Annotated in this window: 21 protein-coding genes; 19 read left to right on the forward strand and 2 right to left on the reverse strand. The window is 54.6% G+C overall.

What is annotated here, in order from left to right:
* Window positions 1-7 precede the first annotated feature (7 nt).
* Window positions 8-1,510, forward strand: a complete 1,503-nt coding sequence (locus ACT3TF_RS06855) for a CoA-acylating methylmalonate-semialdehyde dehydrogenase (RefSeq protein WP_444671859.1) — start codon at window positions 8-10, stop codon at window positions 1,508-1,510.
* A 90-nt stretch (window positions 1,511-1,600) separates the two neighbouring features.
* A complete protein-coding gene (locus ACT3TF_RS06860) occupies window positions 1,601-2,722 on the forward strand; it encodes a Gfo/Idh/MocA family protein (RefSeq protein WP_444671860.1) in 1,122 nt (373 codons plus the stop codon).
* A gap of 65 nt (window positions 2,723-2,787) precedes the next feature.
* Here ACT3TF_RS06860 and mgtE read toward each other — a convergent pair whose 3' ends face one another.
* Window positions 2,788-4,143 carry a magnesium transporter gene (gene mgtE, locus ACT3TF_RS06865; RefSeq protein WP_096277435.1) on the reverse strand — a complete coding sequence of 452 codons (1,356 nt, stop codon included), beginning with the start codon at window positions 4,141-4,143 and terminating at the stop codon, window positions 2,788-2,790.
* A gap of 799 nt (window positions 4,144-4,942) precedes the next feature.
* On the opposite strand from mgtE, the gene ACT3TF_RS06870 reads away from it, so the two are divergent.
* The 7 genes from ACT3TF_RS06870 to ACT3TF_RS06900 all read left to right on the forward strand — a co-directional run bounded on the left by ACT3TF_RS06870 (window position 4,943) and on the right by ACT3TF_RS06900 (window position 11,046).
* On the forward strand, window positions 4,943-5,140 hold the full coding sequence (locus tag ACT3TF_RS06870) for a hypothetical protein (RefSeq protein ID WP_096277437.1): 198 nt from the start codon (window positions 4,943-4,945) through the stop codon (window positions 5,138-5,140).
* A 149-nt stretch (window positions 5,141-5,289) separates the two neighbouring features.
* On the forward strand, window positions 5,290-6,318 hold the full coding sequence (locus tag ACT3TF_RS06875; protein ID WP_096277439.1) for a SctD/MshK family protein: 1,029 nt from the start codon (window positions 5,290-5,292) through the stop codon (window positions 6,316-6,318).
* Between the two features lie 9 nt (window positions 6,319-6,327).
* A complete protein-coding gene (locus ACT3TF_RS06880) occupies window positions 6,328-6,726 on the forward strand; it encodes a hypothetical protein (protein WP_444671861.1) in 399 nt (132 codons plus the stop codon).
* On the forward strand, window positions 6,723-7,058 hold the full coding sequence (locus ACT3TF_RS06885; RefSeq protein WP_217990270.1) for a tetratricopeptide repeat protein: 336 nt from the start codon (window positions 6,723-6,725) through the stop codon (window positions 7,056-7,058). The genes ACT3TF_RS06880 and ACT3TF_RS06885 overlap by 4 nt, the downstream gene beginning before the upstream one ends.
* Complete coding sequence (gene sctV / locus ACT3TF_RS06890) at window positions 7,055-9,223, forward strand: type III secretion system export apparatus subunit SctV (RefSeq protein ID WP_444671862.1); 2,169 nt, start codon at window positions 7,055-7,057, stop codon at window positions 9,221-9,223. Before ACT3TF_RS06885 ends, sctV begins: the two co-directional genes overlap by 4 nt.
* Window positions 9,224-9,263: 40 nt before the next feature.
* On the forward strand, window positions 9,264-10,613 hold the full coding sequence (locus ACT3TF_RS06895; protein ID WP_255249085.1) for a type II and III secretion system protein family protein: 1,350 nt from the start codon (window positions 9,264-9,266) through the stop codon (window positions 10,611-10,613).
* A 16-nt stretch (window positions 10,614-10,629) separates the two neighbouring features.
* Window positions 10,630-11,046 (forward strand): hypothetical protein, encoded by a 417-nt coding sequence (locus tag ACT3TF_RS06900; protein ID WP_141393025.1) that lies wholly within the window; start codon window positions 10,630-10,632, stop codon window positions 11,044-11,046.
* Window positions 11,047-11,057: 11 nt separating this feature from the next.
* Here ACT3TF_RS06900 and ACT3TF_RS06905 read toward each other — a convergent pair whose 3' ends face one another.
* Window positions 11,058-11,843, reverse strand: coding sequence for a tetratricopeptide repeat protein (locus tag ACT3TF_RS06905; protein WP_176483356.1), 786 nt, complete (start codon window positions 11,841-11,843; stop codon window positions 11,058-11,060).
* A gap of 207 nt (window positions 11,844-12,050) precedes the next feature.
* Between ACT3TF_RS06905 and ACT3TF_RS06910 the strand changes: the two genes are divergently transcribed.
* The 10 genes from ACT3TF_RS06910 to sctR all read left to right on the forward strand — a co-directional run bounded on the left by ACT3TF_RS06910 (window position 12,051) and on the right by sctR (window position 18,885).
* Window positions 12,051-12,632: a hypothetical protein gene (locus ACT3TF_RS06910; RefSeq protein ID WP_096277450.1), complete on the forward strand. Its 582-nt coding sequence runs from the start codon at window positions 12,051-12,053 to the stop codon at window positions 12,630-12,632.
* 28 nt (window positions 12,633-12,660) lie between these two features.
* Entirely contained in the window at window positions 12,661-12,846 is a 186-nt protein-coding gene (locus ACT3TF_RS06915; RefSeq protein WP_096277452.1) for a hypothetical protein, read from the forward strand.
* 49 nt (window positions 12,847-12,895) lie between these two features.
* Entirely contained in the window at window positions 12,896-13,297 is a 402-nt protein-coding gene (locus tag ACT3TF_RS06920; RefSeq protein ID WP_441685385.1) for a hypothetical protein, read from the forward strand.
* Window positions 13,298-13,300: 3 nt separating this feature from the next.
* Window positions 13,301-14,107, forward strand: coding sequence for a type III secretion system inner membrane ring lipoprotein SctJ (gene sctJ / locus ACT3TF_RS06925; protein WP_226938569.1), 807 nt, complete (start codon window positions 13,301-13,303; stop codon window positions 14,105-14,107).
* Window positions 14,104-14,754, forward strand: coding sequence for a hypothetical protein (locus ACT3TF_RS06930; RefSeq protein WP_444671863.1), 651 nt, complete (start codon window positions 14,104-14,106; stop codon window positions 14,752-14,754). Before sctJ ends, ACT3TF_RS06930 begins: the two co-directional genes overlap by 4 nt.
* Entirely contained in the window at window positions 14,751-15,338 is a 588-nt protein-coding gene (gene sctL / locus ACT3TF_RS06935; RefSeq protein WP_096277460.1) for a type III secretion system stator protein SctL, read from the forward strand. The genes ACT3TF_RS06930 and sctL overlap by 4 nt, the downstream gene beginning before the upstream one ends.
* The gene (locus ACT3TF_RS06940) at window positions 15,338-16,678 is read left to right on the forward strand and encodes a FliI/YscN family ATPase (RefSeq protein ID WP_096277462.1); all 1,341 of its coding nucleotides are present in this window, start codon (window positions 15,338-15,340) and stop codon (window positions 16,676-16,678) included. Before sctL ends, ACT3TF_RS06940 begins: the two co-directional genes overlap by 1 nt.
* Window positions 16,675-17,151 carry a hypothetical protein gene (locus ACT3TF_RS06945; protein ID WP_096277464.1) on the forward strand — a complete coding sequence of 159 codons (477 nt, stop codon included), beginning with the start codon at window positions 16,675-16,677 and terminating at the stop codon, window positions 17,149-17,151. Before ACT3TF_RS06940 ends, ACT3TF_RS06945 begins: the two co-directional genes overlap by 4 nt.
* A 119-nt stretch (window positions 17,152-17,270) precedes the next feature.
* Window positions 17,271-18,236 (forward strand): type III secretion system cytoplasmic ring protein SctQ, encoded by a 966-nt coding sequence (gene sctQ / locus ACT3TF_RS06950; RefSeq protein WP_444672023.1) that lies wholly within the window; start codon window positions 17,271-17,273, stop codon window positions 18,234-18,236.
* Complete coding sequence (gene sctR, locus ACT3TF_RS06955; RefSeq protein WP_096277468.1) at window positions 18,229-18,885, forward strand: type III secretion system export apparatus subunit SctR; 657 nt, start codon at window positions 18,229-18,231, stop codon at window positions 18,883-18,885. Before sctQ ends, sctR begins: the two co-directional genes overlap by 8 nt.
* The last annotated feature ends 1 nt before the right edge of the window (window position 18,886 follow it).

An 18,886-nucleotide genomic window follows, 5' to 3' on the forward strand; every position in this document is an offset into this window, starting at 1 on the left:
AATTTTTATGCTGACGTTATCGAATTTTCTAAAGGGCAAGCGCCTTTCAAACCACAGTGAGCGTTTTGCGCCGGTTTATAATCCTGCTACGGGAGTACAAAGCGCTCAGGTCGCTCTAGCATCTGCTGACGAGACGCGAGAAGCTGTACGCATAGCGGATGAAGCATTTGGCGCCTGGTCCAAAACCTCACCGCTTAAGCGTGCCCGGATACTGTTTAAATTTAAAGAATTGGTCGAGCAGCATACTGACGAGCTGGCGCGCCTTATTTCCAGCGAACACGGCAAGGTGTTTTCTGATGCCAAAGGCGAAGTTACGCGTGGCCTGGAAGTGGTCGAGTTTGCCTGCGGCATTCCGCATCTACAAAAGGGTGAGCACTCCATGAACGTGGGCACCGGGGTCGATAGCTACTCCATGATGCAGCCGCTGGGTGTCTGTGCCGGTATCTCGCCGTTTAACTTCCCCGCCATGGTGCCGCTTTGGATGTTCCCCATTGCGCTGGCCTGTGGCAATACTTTTGTAATGAAGCCATCAGAAAAAGACCCTTCTACGCCGTTACGCTTAGCCGAACTGTTAACGGAAGCAGGGCTACCGGACGGCGTCTTTAACGTCGTCAACGGGGATAAAGAAGCGGTGGATGTACTACTGACGGATGAGCGGGTGCAGGCGGTGAGCTTTGTCGGCTCCACGCCGATTGCTGAATACATTTACGCCACGGCGTCCGCCCACGGCAAACGCGTTCAAGCACTGGGCGGGGCAAAAAACCATATGGTGATTATGCCCGATGCGGATCTTGACCAGGCGGTGAGTGCACTGATGGGCGCCGCTTACGGCTCGGCGGGTGAGCGCTGTATGGCGATTTCTGTTGCTGTGCCTGTCGGCGAAGAGACCGCCCAGCGCCTGCGTGAAAAACTGGTGGCGGAGCTTGATAAGCTAACGGTTGGCCCCGGCTTGGTCGATGGTCCTGATAACGATATGGGTCCGTTAATTACCCGTGAGCACCGCGACAAAGTGGCGGGGTATATCCAGACCGGCGTAGACGAAGGGGCTGAGTTGGTCGTCGATGGACGCGAGACCGTCATTGATGGTGCCGGCGATGGCTACTTCATTGGTGGCACCCTGTTTGACCACGTGACGCCCAGCATGCGTATTCATTCAGAAGAAATTTTTGGCCCCGTATTGGCGATCACTCGTGTGGAAAGCTTCGACGATGCCGTCGCGATGATCAATGCCCACGAGTACGGCAACGGTACGGCGATCTTTACCCGCGATGGCGATGCCGCTCGTCAATACTGCGAACAAATCCAGGTAGGCATGGTGGGCGTCAACGTACCTATCCCGGTGCCTATGGCGTTCCACAGCTTCGGTGGCTGGAAGCGCTCTTTGTTCGGCCCCTTACACATGCATGGTCCTGATGGCGTGCGTTTCAATACGCGTATGAAAACGATTACGCAACGCTGGCCTAGCGGCATCCGCGAAGAGACCAATCATTTCTCAATGCCCACGATGTAGTGGCGTAGAGGCAGTCTCAATAGATAGCTTAACGCCAGGCAATCGTCCGGCGTCGGTTTATGGCCGGCCTTATTGATCAGGATAGCGACAATGACAACCCTCAGAATTGGCTTAATTGGCACCGGTTTTATGGGTAAAGCGCATGCCATTGCGTTTAACGCAGCGCCTAGCGTTTTTGAACTCCCCGCTAAGCCCGTGTGTGAGCTATTGGCGGATGTAAATCTTTCGATGGCAAAAAGCCGGGCGAGTGCTTGGGGATTTTCTAGGGCCACAGATGATTGGCGTGCGCTGGTAGCGGACAGCGACGTAGACGTGGTGGATATTTGCTCGCCAAACTTCTTGCATAAAGAAATGGCGCTTGCAGCCATTGCCGCTGGTAAGCATGTGTATGCGGAGAAGCCGCTGGCGCTAAGCGCCGCGGATGCTGACGAGATGGTCGCGGCCGCTGAGCGTGCTGGAGTGAAAACGCTAGTTGGCTTTAATTATATTCGTAATTCAGCCACTCAGCTGGCGCGAGAAATCGTGCTAAGTGGTGAAATTGGCGAACTGATCCATTTCCGTGGGCGGCACAATGAAGACTACCTACTTGACCCTCAAAAACCCAACGACTGGCATACGCTGCGTGCCACGGCAGGGGCTGGTGCGTTAGGCGATGTCGGCTCGCATATTCTTAATATGGCAGAGTTTCTGACTGGCCAGCGCATTACATCGGTATGTGGTCAGCTACAGACGGTGATTCCCATGCGTCCAAAGGCAGATGGTAGCGGGATGGCCCAGGTTGAAAACGACGATCAAGCGCAAGCAATGCTGCGCTTCAGTGACGGGCTTATTGGCAATATCGAAACGTCACGCGTGGCGGCAGGGCGAAAAATGGGCCTTGCCTACACGCTAACCGGCACCAAAGGCGCCATTGTGTTCGACCAAGAGCGTATGAGTGAACTACAGCTTTATCGCCACGAGGGACCGAATGGGCGCCGCGGGTTTACGACGCTGTTGACGGGCCCTGAACATCCCGACTATGCGGCGTTTAGCCCGGCGCCTGGCCATGGTTTGGGCTATAATGACCAGAAAATTATCGAAGTACGTGACTTGATTGAAGGGATTGTTAACGACCGCCCGTTGTATCCTGATTTTCGTGAGGCTGCCCGCGTGAATTACCTCATTGATGCCATCGAAAAATCCGACCAGGCAGGGCAGTGGGTGACGGTATAGGCAACTTATGACCAGACGCGGGCGTCTTTTCAAAAGCGCTCCAGCGTCTGCCTAAGAAGCAAAAATTACAAAATAATCAGCGTGGCTAAGCCTAGGAAAGATAAAAAGCCCACTACATCGGTAACGGTAGTTAAAATCACCGCGGCCGAAAGGGCCGGGTCAATTTGCAGTCTTTTCAATACCAGTGGGATCAGTACGCCCGATACGTTGGCCAGGCTCATATTGATAAAAATCGCCAGTGTGATCACCAGCGTAATCAGCGGGTCGCTAAACCACAGGTAGGAAATAAAGCCGACCACTAACGACCACACCAGACCATTACTCATGCCCACCCACAGCTCTTTGTTATACAGCCAGCGTTTATTATTTCCTGCAAGCTGACCAAGTGCCAAGCCACGAATCACCACGGTCAGGGTTTGGCTGCCGGCAATGCCGCCCATGCTGGCCACGACCGGCATCAAGATGGCCAAGGCAACGATTTGATCTAGCACGGCTTCAAACTGGCCGATAACAAACGCCGCTAAAAAGGCCGTCAACAAGTTAATGCCCAGCCAGATACCCCTGCTTTTCGCGCTGCGCATAATCGGGGTAAAGACTTCTTCTTCGTCACTGACGCCCGACAAATGCTTTAACGTCATGTCAGCATCATCTTGCGTGATTTCGAGTACGTCAGTGGCATTTAGCTGGCCGACCAATAAGCCGTCACTATCGCAGACCGGCACAAAGTGGAGTTCTTTAGAGCGCAATAATGCTGCCGCGTCACCGACTTTCATTTGGTCATTGAGGGTAAAAAAATCATCCATATAATCATCAACCACGGCATCTTGTGGCTGTTTGATTAAGTCAATTAAGGTCAGGGTGCCAAGCAGGCGCTTATCCTTATCGGTGATCATAATTTGCTGCGATTCATCATCAAGCAGGTGGTAGATTCGAATATAACGTTGCACGGCTTCTAGCGAGACGCCTTGTTTTACATTGACCGTTTCAGGATCCATGTAACGCCCCACCACATTGTCTTCATAGGCGTGAAGGTTCTCAACTTGCGCGCGAATCTCTTGGTCTAAACTGGCGTAAACACTGGTTTTGATAGCCTCGGCAGCAACATCTAATACCTCTGCGACTTCTTGCGCATCCAGCCCTTTAACAATTTGCTCTACGTCGCTTGCCGATAAATCTTCAATATAGTCGGCACGAATCTCTTCATCGACTTCTGCCAGCACTTCACCAATGAATTCTTCAGGGATGTATTCCCAAAGCAAGTCGCGGGTTTTAGCAGGAAAAGACTCAAGTGTGCGCGCAATCTCTAAGGTGTCGAGCTCAGTGAAAAGCGCTTTTAACGCGCTTGTATCTTCCTCGTCTAACCGCTTTTGAAGATACAGCAGCTGCTCTTCAGTATGGGAGTATTGGTCATCATCGCGCATAGATTTCGTCCTCTGGGAAATTAGTTCTCAATCCATTCACGTGAAAGCTCTTGATGGTTTGCCATAGATTTTATCGACAGGCTTGTTTGAAAGCCATTCATGCTATCTGTAAAAACGTTGTCTTAATTAGAAAAACATGATGCAGATTGGCTGTTTTTAGTTCTGAGAGCACTTGAGGGAGCATTACCGACTGATTGAAGCTAATGCTCAGACGGTACTGCTAAGCTGGCTTTGTTCATTAAGGACAAAAGCTGCAGGTCTGGGGGAGGTGATATGAGACTTTCAATGTCGTTATGTACCCTGCCGAATTGCCCCTGATCTCATAGATGTTTCATATAGTTTCATAGAATAATCTCAGCAGGGCGTCAGGTGAAACCTGGTCGCCAAGAAACTATTTGTTAAGAGTGGCGAAGGGAGTTAATTGAAGCACGGTAGGGGCAAATATTAGGCCTCCTTTTTCCTAATTATAATTATTTTATTACCGGTTCATGTCAAGCCAGAATTTAATATTGCCAACCAATAGCTCATGATTTTATGTCCATTTAGCGTATTTTGGCCTTGCGTTGTCTGACGATTAAACTACATTAAGTATTAGCTTCATTGTGCAGCTCTATTTTTTTTGCACAAAAATGATCAATGTACTCCAAGTGGATTCATTTGATCAAAACGAGGTTGGCTCACAGCTCACGAGCTTTGAGTTAGGTTTCTAGCTCTGCATTTGTAATTCTATAGAAGTGCTTTACAAGCTATGCCTTCTGACTCCAATGGAGGCATAACATGAATAAAAGGAGAGATGGTAATGTTTACATTTGATAAACCGAAGAAAGAGAACGGTGTTCCTCCTGCTGGTGGTGACGGCGGCGGTGGAGGTATTGATGTTGGCCAGCTGAAGCAGGTCTTCGAAGAAGCTGCTCAAAAATCCATGGAAGTGAGCAAGGCCAAGACGGAGGGTAATACGGAGGTTGATACCGCCAAGTCCTCTCGTCCAAACAACTGAGGATTGCCATCATATCGGTCAGTGGTGGTATTTGCCGCCGCTGGCTGTTGATAACGCTTTTGTAGTCTCAACGGTTTTATTTTCCTCTTGCCAGCCGCTGGAAGTAATTTGTAGCAGCAGGCAGGAGGTTTATTGATAGGTATTTGCTCATGGCCTCTTCTTTCACGACATCTATTGGTTCGTTATTCACTCCGTCCGCAGGTGTTTATTCGACGATTCAAGTGACTGGGGGTGTTCATCAGGGCGTAGCTGTGTCCCTGGAGCAAGCTGTATGCCGTATCGGCGCTGCGGAGCCGGCGGATGTGATGCTCTGCGATGAGGGTGTCGCTGCTGAGCATGTCATCCTGCGGTTTCACGCCCGGATGGTAGCAATTGAAGCAGTTGGTGGGGAGGTTATCATTGGCGGCGAAACGCTGGCGCAAGGCACTGGGCGGCGCATCGACTTGCCTACGACTCTCGCTATGGGGGACGCCCGGCTGCGACTCTCGCGTCCTGAGACCTCTTTGCCGCCCGCCTTGCGATCGGCTTACGAGGCAGTTGAGTCAGCATTGCGCGCCACCCGTGACTCGCTGCCGCATAAGCTGTTGTCGCGAAGACGCCATTCTTCCGGGGGCGAGCGAGTTGGACGTGGAGCCGTGTTAACTGCGCTTTGCACAATTATCGGTATCGCTGGCGTTTATCAGTTAGTGGGAGTGGACGAAGCGGGCGCTAATATTTCTGCCGAAGCTCTACATTCGACCGCTACTTTATATCCTCAAGCGGTAGAGGCGGCACTGACAAGCGATCAGCACGAAACGCCTGCGGAGGCCTTGGAGGGTCGATTGAAACAGGCTGATCTTGATGGGCTACAGGTGAGCGATGCCGGCAACCATCTGGTAGTGTCGGGCGAATTCGCGCCCGAGCGGCATGAGGATTGGCAGGGAGTGCAGCGCTGGTTCGATCAGCGCTACGGCAGCAGCCAAGTATTGGTCAGTAATGCCAAATTGAGCCTGATTGCTGACCAGCCAACTTTTCGTTTTCAGGCTGTTTGGCTGGGTGATAACCCTTATGTCATTGGTGCCAAAGGCGAGAGATTGTACACGGGGGCATCTTTGCCGGAAGGCTGGGTGCTTGCCGCTATCGGCGACGAAAGGGTTACCTTGCGCCGTGGCGACGAACAGTTTTTTCTGACGCTGTAGGACGAGTTAATGAGAATTGCGCCTGATCGCGCTAACGTCACCGAAAATCCTCGGCATGATGAGCCGGTAGAGGCTAAGGCGCGTCCTGTTGATATCAACGCTGACAGACTCGTTGACTCGGGACACCAATCTGGCTTTGATCGCGCGTTGGATAATACTCGGGGGCGCCGCGAGGGAGATGACTCTTTAATTAGTCGCGTGGAGCGAGAATCGACGCCGGCAATCGGGGGGCCATCCCTTTATAGCGGTGAGCGGAGCATTGAGTTGCTGCAACACGTAGTGGATAACATTTTGCCCAGGCTTGAGGCTGAAGGCGATGCTACCGAGCTTGCCTCCCAGTTGATTTATGAAGAGATTGCCTTGCGCCAGGAATGGGAGGCGCGACGCGCCGAGGAGGGTGCGACGTGACTGACGACAGTGACCGCCACGCCGCCGAATTGTTACATATGCTGGGGCACTTGTACGTGAAAAGCGGTGAACGTAAGCGTGGGTTGGTGCTATTGCTGCTTGCCTCGCACATAGTGCCAGCTCATACCGGCATCCTTCACACCCTTATCCAAGCTTTTATCGTTAACGGCGATGTCCCGCGTGCGCTGAATGCGGTCGAACGTCTTGAATATGTGGAAGGGCATACGCCGATTCTGTCGCTGCTGCAGAGTCGGGCACTGTGGGTCGATGGTAGGCACGATGATGCGCGGCGGTGCTTTCAAGACTATCTACAGCGCCGGGAGGATAGATGAGCGGTCTGTTAACTCGACTCAATGTCATCGCGCAACGTGCAGCGCAGCGCAGTGATGTAGTGATCGCCAGCTTTATCGTGCTGGCAGTCGTCATGATGATTATTCCGCTGCCGACCGCCCTGGTCGATGCTCTAATCGGTATCAATATTGGTTTTAGTCTGCTGATCCTGATCGTCGCGTTCTATATCTCTCACCCTGTCGACTATTCGTCGCTGCCGCCGATTATTCTTTTGGCGACGCTGTTTCGTTTGGCACTATCGATTAGTACCACGCGCCTTATTCTGCTAGAGGGATATGCTGGTCAGATGGTGTCTGCCTTCGGTAACTTCGTCATTGCTGGCGAGGTAGTCATAGGTCTCGTGGTTTTCCTGATCATAACAATCGCCCAGTTCTTGGTGATTACTAAAGGCGCCGAGCGGGTCGCCGAAGTGGCTGCCCGCTTCATCTTGGATGCGATGCCGGGCAAGCAGATGAGTATTGATAATGATCTGCGCAACGGCGACATAGACGCGGGAGAAGCGCGAACTCGTCGTCAGCGCTTGGAGCGCGAAAGTCAGTTGTATGGCTCTATGGATGGTGCCATGAAATTCGTTAAGGGTGACGCTATCGCGAGTTTGGTGATTCTATGCGTTAACTTGATCGGAGGGCTGTTGATAGGCATGCTCAAACGTGACATGGCATTCGGTGAGGCTGTGAACACTTATTCGCTGTTGACTGTCGGCGATGGGCTTATTGCTCAGATCCCTGCGCTGCTCATCGCGGTCGGTGCTGGCACTGTGGTGACGCGAGTTAATTCTGATCAGGCTGGTGATCTCGGCAGTGAAATCATCGCGCAGTTGGGCAATAACGCGCGGGCGTTGGAACTAACCGCCGTCGTCCTCTTCTTTGCCGCCTTCATTCCTGGGTTCGCTACTACCGTGTTTTTGGTACTGGCCGCCGGCCTTGGTTTGGCTGCATGGTGCGTGCGGCGCCGAGCGAGGCATGATAAACGTGACATAGAAGAGACTGTTGAGGTGGTGAGTAACGCCGATGAAGCGACATTAGCGCCTGCAGCATCAGCGGCCACAATGCCGGAGCCACCAGCAGAAGAGGCGTTTCCGACAGCAGGGTATCGACTGATGGTATCACTGGATATTGCCCTGGAAGAGGCTCTGTCCCTTGACGAGCTGCATGGCTTGTTGAACGCTACGAGGCAGCGTGTGGGGCTGGAGCTTGGCGTCGAGATGCCGAATGTCGGTGTACGCGTGCTACCGACAATGCAGGCGCGACGCATTAGCATAGAACTCGATGAAGTACCGGTTTTGGAAGGCGATATCCCCGCTGGGCGAGTATTACTTGACGACGATCCTATCCACCTACAGCTACTGGATGTCGAGTGCCATGAGCATCCGCCACTAAGTGGCCGTGCGCCGGGCCTCTGGGTGGACGACAGCGAGCTAGCGCGCCTTGAGGAGTCGGGCATTGGCTACCGGACGGTCGAGCGAGTGCTGTGTGACTGTCTGGAGCGAGTGCTAGGTCGCTACGCAGGAGAGTTCGTCGGTATCCAGGAGACTCGGGCTTTGTTATCGCGCATGGAGCAGGATTACGCGGAGCTTGTTGGCGAAGCTATAAGGGTTGTGTCGTTGCAAAAGATGGCTGATGTGCTAAGACGCCTAGTAGAAGAAGGTGTGCCCATACGAGCTCTGCGTACCATCCTTGAGGCGATGGTGACATGGGGAGGGCAGGAGCAGAACGTAGTGCGCTTGGTGGAGCGGATTCGCGCCGCTCTTGCCCGCCAGATATGTTATCGCTACGCACGAGCAGACAGGGTTCTGCCGGCCTGGGTAATTACACGCCAGCTCGAGGAAGTGGTTCGGACCTCGCTACGTAGTTCTGGTGGCGGCACTCGCAACGGTGGCTTGCCGATACGCTTGTCGCGATCACTGAACGGTTGGTTCCAACAACGATTGGGCGAGCTGGATGCAGATGTGGCTCCGGTGATCATTACCTCCAGTGATATTCGCCCAGTGCTGCAACAGTGGGCCAAGCGCTACCAACTGGATCTACCGGTCATTGCCTGGCAGGAGGTCGCCTCGGAATTCAATTTGCATGTGCTGGCGCAGGTGAAAATACCGGTAACATCGCCACGAGATACCGATCAAAAGGCTGACACCTCGGAAGAGTAAAAGACCGCTATAACAATATATTTCAGTATGGAGTCAACCTGTGAAAGCAACATTATGCATGACACTGCTCAGTTTTAGAGCGATGACCGAAGATACTGATCGACGTGTGATGGCTCGCGTTCTGACGCCTCTCATATTGCTGTTGACGATGATGGCTGGTCATGCCCATGGGCAGTCTGGTGAGCGTTCTCTCAGCCTGGAAACGGGGCAAGGGCTAATCTTACGTTTTAACCAGGATGTGTCATCGGTGTTTGTTGCCAACCCTGAGATTGCCGATGTTCAGGTAGTATCACCCGGTGTTCTTTATTTATTCGGCAAGCAGTATGGGGATACCAATCTCATCGCGCTTGGCCCCGATGATAGTACCGAAGCCTCCATGCGCCTAGAGGTCAGTGATGGCGCTCAGGGGGCTAATCGGGCGTTGCACGCTGCCGATGCTGGTACACCGATCCATCTACGGGTGGCTGGTAACCAATTGCTGGCCGAAGGACAAAGTCAGAGTGTCGAAGGCGCTCTTGCCACTCAAGCCACACTTGAACGACAGGCACCGGGGGAGGGCGCGGCGCAGAATAACTCCACCTACGAGGGTGCCACTCAGATTAATCTTCGCGTGCGTTTCGCCGAGGTAGCCCGTGAGGAGTTGTTGGAGTATGGCATCAGTTGGAGCGCGCTGATCAACAACGGCTCGCTCTCGGTGGGTGTCTTGCCGAGCTCTATGGCTGGCAATGCGTTTGGCACTGTGGGTAGCGGCGTCGATGGCGTTGATGGTCTACTCCAAGCTCTGCAGAGGAATAATTTGCTGCAGATCCTGGCGGAGCCCAACATCACTGCTGTTACCGGCGAAACCGCTAGTTTTCTTGCTGGAGGGGAAATTCCCATTCCGGTACCGGTCGGCAATGATTTGGTCGGTATTGAGTATAAGCAGTTCGGGGTCTCGCTAATGTTTACGCCAGTCCTATTGCCTAACGAACGTATATCGTTGGAGGTACGGCCTGAGGTCAGCAGCTTGACCAGCAGCGGTGTTGAGATCGGTGGCATCAGTGTGCCAGGGCTGCAGGTGCGCCGAGCGGATACTGTGGTTGAAGTGGGAAGTGGTCAGACCTTTGCTATCGCAGGATTATTCCAGCGCGACGCCTCCAATGCCATTGAGCGGGTGCCAGTGTTGGGTGACTTGCCGATCTTGGGGAACCTGTTTCGATCTCGTCGTTTTCAGCGCAGTGAAACTGAGCTCGTTATTCTGATTACTCCCTATATCGTCGAGCCTGTGACACAGCCATTGCGTACACCGTTGGCTCAAGGGCGGGCTGATAACGGCTATTTGCAGGTCAATGGCGAGGCACTCCCCAGGCAAGCGGTACGGGACGATCCCTTCGGCTTCTATCTACAATAAGAGTGAGGAGCACGTGGTGATAACGACAAAGCCTAAGGCTATTTGGCGGCTAGTGCCTCTGCTGCTGTTGCTAGGAGGATGTTCTTCATCAATGGGGCCGATGTCCTGGGATACGGGCTACCACGCAACCGGCGTGGATGATACCACCGAACAGCGGCTTTTGCTGGCCCCTCACCTCTGTCATTTACCGGCCTCAAAGACTGGCATCGTTGCCCTACCTCCAGGTTGTGCGAACGACCTTAATTTGCAGTTCATGGTTGAACGGCCACGGGATCTGCTGCAAGGGCGAGACATGGGGCCATCGAGCGCGGAGCCGTTGGCCCGAGCGGCTCGGGAACGGCTCTCTAATCGCGAGCACAGTCAGCGGCGGCGACAACGACTAGAGGAAGAGGCGAGGGGGGTGGGCCGCTATGCCACAACGAGCGACATGTAGCTGTCGCCTCATTAATATCCGGCGAGCCCGATGGCACGAGCCCGTTCGCCGATGTCGGGCAAGGCGCGAATGCGCTGGGCTTGTTCGATTAGTGATTGGCGCTGTGATGCTGGCATATCGGGAATCTCGATCGTTTCCGCCTGTTGGGTATCGCCAGCTAGTATCAGAATTAAAATCAGGCTATGGAAGTGGCGGTCCTCGGCCAGCGGGGAAGAGGCGACATCGCGTATGTGGGCTACTGCAGTAGCGTGTTGTCCGGCCAGGGACTGGGCTAGCGCCAAATTGGTCTGTGCGTCGGGGGCATCTGGTAGCAGTTCTGCTGCTCGCGAAAAGGAAGAGACTGCGGCTTCGCCCTCTTTCACGCCCAGTAAAGCCTGCGCGGCGCCTAGGCGGCTCCAGGCGGTGGGAGTGTCAAGTGCCGGTGCTGCTCGGCGTAGGTTGCGCAACGCACTTTCGACCTTGTCGAGCCGCAGCTGGGTCGATCCGAGGCCGAGCAGGGCCGTTGGGGAGTCGATGTTCTTTTCCAGTGCGGCTCGGTACGAGCGCAGTGCTCCCTGCAGATCGCCGCTAGCGAGTCGTGCGTCGCCAAGCCGGACGTTGATATTGACGTCTTCATCCGATAGCTCAGCTGCACGTTCATAGAGGGTGGTGGCGGTGGCGTAGTCACCCTGGGCAGCGATGTCATCGGCCAAAGACAATAAGCTAGACTCTTCGGCTTGCTCGGCAGTGGTCGCGCAGGCAACTAGCAACGAGCAGGACAACAGGATGGGAAGGCGTATGCAGTATCGCATCGACATTGGACGCTCCATGGTACGCCTTATGGCGTGTGGTAGAAAAAAAATTAGTGTTCTATGTTTAAAGGTATTGAGCCACCGAACCTGGAGCTCGTCAACTGGGGTCGAGGAAGCATGATGTGTAGGTTTTTTATGCATTTTAGGCAGGCTAGAGAGCCTAGCAAGCGTCGACTATCACTTACATCGTCATGCAGTAAAGGTGGGCGTTTAATGATCTACGCCATCCTTTTGTCAGGTCCCATGATACTGCTATTTCCAGCCGTAACATGGGCGTCTGATGAATCGAATGGAGCCGCTGAATGGATGGAGCGTGAATATCGCTATCTGATTGTCGAGCAAGACGTTCAAGCTGTGTTGAAGGAGTTTGGCAGGAATCTCGCGCTTCCTATGGAGGTTTCTCAGCGGGTCGAGGGTGCGGTTCGTGGAAATATAACGGCTGAGACTGCCCGAGGGTTTCTTGAGCAGGTGTGTGCCGCCAATGACCTAGCATGGTTCTTTGATGGTGGTGTGTTGCATGTTTCTACGCGGGAGGAAATGACGCAGCAGTCCTTCGAGCTGACTGACATTGATAGTCAGCGCCTGATGGCGGATATCGAAGGTTCTAGCGTTGGTGACCCTATGCGATCCAGGCTTGTAGACGGTGGTGATACGTTACAAATATGGGGTATGAATGCTTGGGTTGATGATGTGGCGCGACGCGTCGAGCGCTTGCGTCAGCCGGCACCTAGCCCGAGTAACGACGGTGGAGTGACTGTGTTTCGAGGCAGTATTACGAAGCAGACTGCCGAATGATGAGCAACCCGAATGGGAGGAAGTAGTTATGGCAACGGTAGATGGAGTGAACGCCTCAAATGGCAATGAGACACTGAGTCTCGATCAGCAACAGAACTTTGATCAGGCTGTTGAGAATGCCAAGGTCACTGATATTGTCGGCCAGGCTGTGGGCTCATTGGCTATATCGCATCTAATGGGCTATGCAAGCGACATGCTTAAAGAAGAAGGCTGAGCGAGGGGTCGATAATTCGGTCAACAATACCAGCGAAGGAGCCTAGATTATGATTCCTACAACTACGATAGGCGCTGCAACCCCTCCCGGTGGGGGGGGCACAGAGGCGCTGGCGGCGCAGAACCTATTCGAACACATGGCGCAGCAATCCGGAGTGACGCTGCAGGTAACCACCCCAGCCGAGCTGGGTTCCAGTATTTTAAATTCACTGGAGGGCCCTCTCGATAAGGTGCAGAGCTTCTCCAGCAGGTTGCATGACAGTGGTGCCATGCGGCCCTCTAGCGGCGAAGGTATGGCGGGAGAAGGGGCTGGAGGAGTGGAGGACATGCAGTTTGACCGAATGCTTGAATCATTCTCCACCATGTTCGATCACGCGACCTTGACGAAGCTGATGTCGTCTTGTGCTTCTCAGATGTCCGGCGCTTGCAAAACCTTGTTACGAGGACAGTGACACTTGCTTTCCAAACAACGGATGACGGGACCCTGGTTGAATGCCGTGCGGCTTCTGGCGGTCGTGGCTATGTCGCTTTTGCTTCAGGCATGTGACACGGAGCTCTACACCAACCTCAGTGAGCGTGAAGCCAATGTGATGGTGGCGAGTCTGGCACGGCATGGTATACCGGCGAATCGAGTGGTTCAGAAAGAGGGGGGTATGACTGTCACCATCGACGAGAACCATTTTTCGGAGGCAATTAGCGTTCTTGATCGTCTGGGACTGCCGGGGCAGACGTTTTCAAATCTTAATGAGGTCTTCGAAAGTAATAGCTTGGTGTCCTCGCCAGTGCAAGAACGCGCAAAAATGATCTATGCCCTCAGTGAAGAGCTCTCCCATACGGTATCGCAAATCGACGGAGTGCTCTCAGCCCGAGTGCATGTAGTACTGTCCGATAACGACCTGCTGGAAAAGAACAGTACGCCGTCGTCGGCTTCGGTGTTTATCCGCCATTCCCCTGCTCTCGAGATCGACCCCATGATCCCTAGGATCAAGACACTGGTTGCCAATGGCATCTCGGGTCTTGATTATGAAAGTGTCTCGGTGGTTCCGGTCGCCGCGGTCATGCTTGAGGTGCCGGTCGGAGAGACACAGGCTTCCTTGCGCTCGTTTCTTGGCATCGCCATGCCGACCTCTAGTGTGACGCGCGCTGTTTGGCTCTTCAGCATATTGCTGGCGCTTGTCCTAGGCTTGGCAGGTGCTCTGGGTTGGGTGCTCTGGCGAAAGCGGCAACGAGGCACCTATGAATTGGAGGAGACGCCGCCATGATGTCTGATAGTGCGCAATCTGACCCTTGGCAGGCGTTTATTGAGAAGCCGACGGAATATGTCGCCCTGCAATGGTTATGCGCTGAACTGGAAAACGTGGCCGACGATGCTACCCAGGCAGTATTGGCGCGGCATCCACGCTTCCAGAAGCGTCTGGGAGAGCAGCTAGCGCACCGGCATGGCTTGCTTCCACCCGAAGAGTTACCGATGCCTGAGGCGAACGACTTGGTATTATTCAAGCTGCCGCCCGGGGCCGGTGAGGAGCTGGCGCGCTATTGCGGCATGATCTGCCACGCCAGAGCTTTCGTACACGCAATTCGCGCAACTCGCGTCGTCGAGCTTAAGCAGCGTTTTGGCGAGCTTTCATATAGAGCTGCGTTGAGCAATCGCGACGTGGCGCTTCACAGTCATGATTATGCCGATGACGATGCTTTGGAGCATTCTGTGGAGCGCGATGGCGTCGCCTGCATCGCCGCTTGGATGTCGATGCAGCCGACAGGGCTTACTGATTGGCTGCGTCTAGGCGTATTGGGAAGCCCTTGTCGCCCTGACTCCGAGCCCAGTGACGAGATTTTTAAACTAGGGCCTGACATCGTGCGTCGTGCGTCAGCGTTCATGATTGATCACGGAGTGGAGGCAGTAGAGTGAACGAGCTACCGCCGCATCCGGGCAAAACTATACTGAAGGCAGCTGAAGCCGCTGCCTGGGTTGACGGTTACGCCTTTCTAAAACAAGTACGACGTCAAGCCGACGGCATCGCGGATGAGGCTCGCCGCACTTCAGAAAAGGCCTATTTAGAGGGCTTTGAGGAAGGGCGGCGGGCTGGAGAGGCGCAGGCTGCCGAGCTGCTGGATCGAACGACGCAACACGTAAAAACGTATCTGGCGGGGCTGGATCAGTCGATGGCCGACCTTAGTCTGCAGATGGTGCGACGCATACTGGGAGAATTTGATGATGCCGAGTTGATCAGTTGTTGTGTGCGTCAGGCGCTTGACGAATATCGCCATGATATGGTGTTAACGGTGCGCGTTGCACCGGAGCTGGTTGCCCAGGTTGAGACGCTGCTGACAGAGAGAGGTGGGCACCGGGAATGTCATGTGGTGGGTGATGCCCAACTTGATGCTGGGCAGTGTCTACTTGTCAGCCCAGTGGCAGTGGTTGACGTGGGAGTGGATGCACAACTGAATACGTTGCGTGAAGCGCTGTTCTGCCATGATGCAGGGAGAACGTGATGACGCAAGGTCCCGACATTGATTTCGATACCTTATTGCCGCGCCTCTCTGAGCGCGTCGCCCAGGCAAAGTTAAGGCCGGTACGTGGTCGAGTGCGGCGTATTCTTGGCCAATTAGTGCATGCTAGCGTCGACGGTGCAGGCATCGGCGAGTTGTGCTATTTGCGCGATCCGCTTAGTGGTCGCAGCGTACCCGCCGAGGTCATTGGGTTTGAGGCCGAAAACGCTATCTTGTCGCCCATCGGCGATCTGTACGGGATGTCGACCCGGACGGAAGTGATTGCCACCGGGGCACCGCAGAGTGTGCCCGTCGGTGAGGCCCTGCTAGGTCGTGTCGTTAGCCCGCTCGGTAATTTCATCGACGGCGCGCCAAAGCCATCTATTGACGCCTTGAGTGAATACCCGGTTCATGCTGCGCCGCCCGCGCCGCTGTCAAGACAGTTAATCAAGCATCCGCTGGCTTTGGGGATTCGCGCCATCGACGGCCCGCTCACCGTTGCGCGTGGCCAGCGCATAGGGATTTTTGGCGAACCCGGAGTGGGCAAGTCGTCACTTATCTCCGCTATAGTGCGCGGTAGTGAAGCCGAAGTCATTGTTTTGGGCTTGGTCGGCGAGCGGGGCCGCGAGGTGCGCGAGTTACTGGAAGTACAATTGAGTGCCGAGGCTCGCCGACGCACGGTGTGCGTGGTAGCCACTTCGGATCGGCCGGCCATAGAGCGTGTTCGGTCGGCGATGGTAGCCACCAGCGTGGCCGAGTATTTTCGTGATCAAGGGCGCGATGTCTTGCTGCTGGTTGATAGTATCACTCGCTTTGCTCGCGCTCAGCGCGAGATTGGTCTGGCCGCTGGAGAGCCGCCGACACGTCGGGGCTTTCCGCCCTCGTTCTTTGCGGCCTTACCGCGTTTGCTAGAGCGCTCAGGGCCGGGCGCGCGCGGCAGCATAACCGCTCTGTACACTGTGCTCACCGAGGGTGATGGGACACTCGACCCTGTGGCCGAAGAAACGCGGGCGATTCTCGACGGGCATATCGTGTTGAGTGCCGATCTGGCCCGCCGCAATCACTTCCCAGCAATCGACGTGCTGGCCAGCCGTAGCCGTTTGATGGACGCTGTTGCAAGCGAAGACCATCGCCGTGACGCCGGTCGACTTCGAGATCTGCTTGCGCGTTATCAGGATGTCGAGCTCTTGATCCAGGTGGGTGAATACCAACGAGGACAAGATGCCCTTACTGACGAGGCCGTGGACAAACGCGCGATCATAGAGGCTTTCCTACGCCAGTCCAGCGATGAGATTGGTGGGCTTAAGGATACTCTGCAACGCATGAGCGAGATTGTGTCATGAAAGCACGCCAACAACTTGAGAAGCTACGGGCTCTACGGGAGAGTCGCTTGCGCCGGGCCGAATACGCCCTGGCAGAGCAGAGGCGCCGCTGTCAAACCGATGCGGAAAATCTAGAAGCGCTTGATAACAAGCTCGCTGAGCAACGCCGTGCCTTCGATCACCAGGAGCAGGCTTGGTTCGACTCCAATGGAGAGAATTTGCTATCGAAGGCCGCGTTTGAGGACATGCGCCAAGGCATCAATGTGCATTATCGCCGTCAAGCAGTTCTGGAAGAAGTCCGTCATGAGGCCGAGCAGGAGCAATCCCGGCAATTGACCGAGCGTGACCGTCTTGCCTCCGAGTGGGTGCGTCGGATGCGGAGCGAGCGTGCCCTTAAAAAACTGGTGGCACGGCGGCACGACGCTGAACGCCTCCGCGATGAAGTACATGCCGAACTGGAAGTTGAGGATGCTATTCCACGAGGTGTGCGTTGATGGTGAATGAAGAGGCGTTTCTTAACAGCAACACAACGTTGGTAGATGCTATTCCAGGTAAACTGATTTCACCACGCTTGCCTCGCCTGCCGTCGGGTGCCGTGACTATATTGAATGTTATGAGCCGTCCGCGGGAGCCTCTAGTCCTGTCGCTAGGTGGGTACCCACTGAGGTGGCACCTGGATTCTGGGTCGTCTCCCAGCGTGAGCGCGATAACGATTGGAATCGGCCTGGGGGCGGAGGCGGCGAGATTGACACTCGACTCTGCGGCGCTCGCAATGCTGGTTGCACCTCTATCGCTACGCCGGTCATTGCAAGATTGCACGCCTGAGGTACGCGCTTTATGGCTGGAGTATGCTTTACTCGAATGGCTCAAGCCCTTAGAAGCGCGACTAGGGAGCACGATTCGTTTTCATAGTGATGTTGATACGCCAGAGGATCTGCCAGTGCGCATCGCACTGCGGTTAGAGGGCGAAGAGCAGTGTGGCTGGCTCTCGCTGGCGCTAACTCTATCATCTGCCTTAGCACTATACCCTCTACTTGATACTCATTGTTCGGTGGCGCCGAAGGCATGCACTGCAGTGTCCTGGCCGCTGCAGTGGGTTGCCGGATGTCAGACGCTGAGTCTTGCCGAGCTTCGTGGTCTGAATCTGGGGGACGTTGTCATGCTCGACAGGCCTGGCCCGGAGACGGCAGAGATCGGCGGTACCCTAATGGCTGAAGCGGCCGCACATCGGGACGGTATGCAATTGCGGTCCTCGTTTCATATTTTGACCCAAGGAGATTTCAATATGGCCCAGCCCCCCGACGACTCCCAGAAGGACGCCGGCGGCATTCCGTCGACTCAGTTGGATGACGCAATGCTAGGTCGACTGCCGGTTCGACTGGTCTGTGAGTTTGGTCGTCTTGAGCTCTCGCTAGGCGAGCTGCGCGAACTTGATCAGGGCAGTGTGCTAGCCCTGTCGCGTCCATCGGAGGAGGCCGTAGATTTGGTAATCAACGGCAAGGTCATGGGACGCGGACGCTTGGTGGAGGTCGGCGATGGTTTGGGTGTACAAATCGTGAGGCTGGCTATCGATGAATGAGTTCGAGCCCGATTTGATCGGGATCATCGTTCTTGTCGCGTCTCTGGGCCTGCTGCCGCTGGCAGTTGTCACCATGACCTCTTTTCTCAAGATCGCCGTAGTGCTTTTTCTTATTCGCAATGCGCTGGGGGTTCAGCAGACACCGCCGAATCTTTTGTTGTATGGCATTGCTTTGGTATTGACTGTGTATATCACCACTCCACTGGTGGGGGAGATTTACTATCAGCTCGAAAGTAGCTCAGCGGGACTAAGTAGTATGGAAGAGATCCAGGCGACCGGAGAAATTTTGCGAGAGCCGCTCAAGGAATATTTATCGCAGTACGCGAACGAGCGTGAGCGAGCCTTCTTCCTTGATGCCACTCAGAACATCTGGTCTGAGCAAGCGCGAGAAAATGTCAGGGATGACGATCTAGTGACGTTAATTCCCGCCTTTGTCACATCCGAGCTGACGCGCGCCTTCGAGATAGGGTTTCTGATTTATATCCCATTCCTGGTTATAGACTTAATCGTAGCTAATGTCTTGATGGCGATGGGCATGGTGATGGTAGCTCCGCCCTTAATTTCGGTGCCTCTGAAGATCTTTCTATTTGTCGCCGTCGATGGCTGGTCCCGGTTGATGCACGGTCTGATTCTCAGCTATGGGGGTTAGC

This window comes from Halomonas sp. AOP25-F1-15, assembly GCF_052378675.1.
Classification (GTDB): domain Bacteria; phylum Pseudomonadota; class Gammaproteobacteria; order Pseudomonadales; family Halomonadaceae; genus Vreelandella; species Vreelandella casei.

Bases quoted from the DNA above. Each gene is read 5' to 3' on its own strand.
- ACT3TF_RS06855 (WP_444671859.1), top strand. From the start codon at position 8: ATGCTGACGTTATCGAATTTTCTAAAGGGCAAGCGCCTTTCAAACCAC.
- ACT3TF_RS06860 (WP_444671860.1), top strand. From the start codon at position 1,601: ATGACAACCCTCAGAATTGGCTTAATTGGCACCGGTTTTATGGGTAAA.
- mgtE (WP_096277435.1), bottom strand. From the start codon at position 4,143: ATGCGCGATGATGACCAATACTCCCATACTGAAGAGCAGCTGCTGTAT.
- ACT3TF_RS06870 (WP_096277437.1), top strand. From the start codon at position 4,943: ATGTTTACATTTGATAAACCGAAGAAAGAGAACGGTGTTCCTCCTGCT.
- ACT3TF_RS06875 (WP_096277439.1), top strand. From the start codon at position 5,290: ATGGCCTCTTCTTTCACGACATCTATTGGTTCGTTATTCACTCCGTCC.
- ACT3TF_RS06880 (WP_444671861.1), top strand. From the start codon at position 6,328: ATGAGAATTGCGCCTGATCGCGCTAACGTCACCGAAAATCCTCGGCAT.
- sctV (WP_444671862.1), top strand. From the start codon at position 7,055: ATGAGCGGTCTGTTAACTCGACTCAATGTCATCGCGCAACGTGCAGCG.
- ACT3TF_RS06905 (WP_176483356.1), bottom strand. From the start codon at position 11,843: ATGTCGATGCGATACTGCATACGCCTTCCCATCCTGTTGTCCTGCTCG.
- ACT3TF_RS06910 (WP_096277450.1), top strand. From the start codon at position 12,051: ATGATCTACGCCATCCTTTTGTCAGGTCCCATGATACTGCTATTTCCA.
- ACT3TF_RS06915 (WP_096277452.1), top strand. From the start codon at position 12,661: ATGGCAACGGTAGATGGAGTGAACGCCTCAAATGGCAATGAGACACTG.
- ACT3TF_RS06920 (WP_441685385.1), top strand. From the start codon at position 12,896: ATGATTCCTACAACTACGATAGGCGCTGCAACCCCTCCCGGTGGGGGG.
- ACT3TF_RS06930 (WP_444671863.1), top strand. From the start codon at position 14,104: ATGATGTCTGATAGTGCGCAATCTGACCCTTGGCAGGCGTTTATTGAG.
- ACT3TF_RS06940 (WP_096277462.1), top strand. From the start codon at position 15,338: ATGACGCAAGGTCCCGACATTGATTTCGATACCTTATTGCCGCGCCTC.
- ACT3TF_RS06945 (WP_096277464.1), top strand. From the start codon at position 16,675: ATGAAAGCACGCCAACAACTTGAGAAGCTACGGGCTCTACGGGAGAGT.
- sctQ (WP_444672023.1), top strand. From the start codon at position 17,271: ATGAGCCGTCCGCGGGAGCCTCTAGTCCTGTCGCTAGGTGGGTACCCA.
- sctR (WP_096277468.1), top strand. From the start codon at position 18,229: ATGAATGAGTTCGAGCCCGATTTGATCGGGATCATCGTTCTTGTCGCG.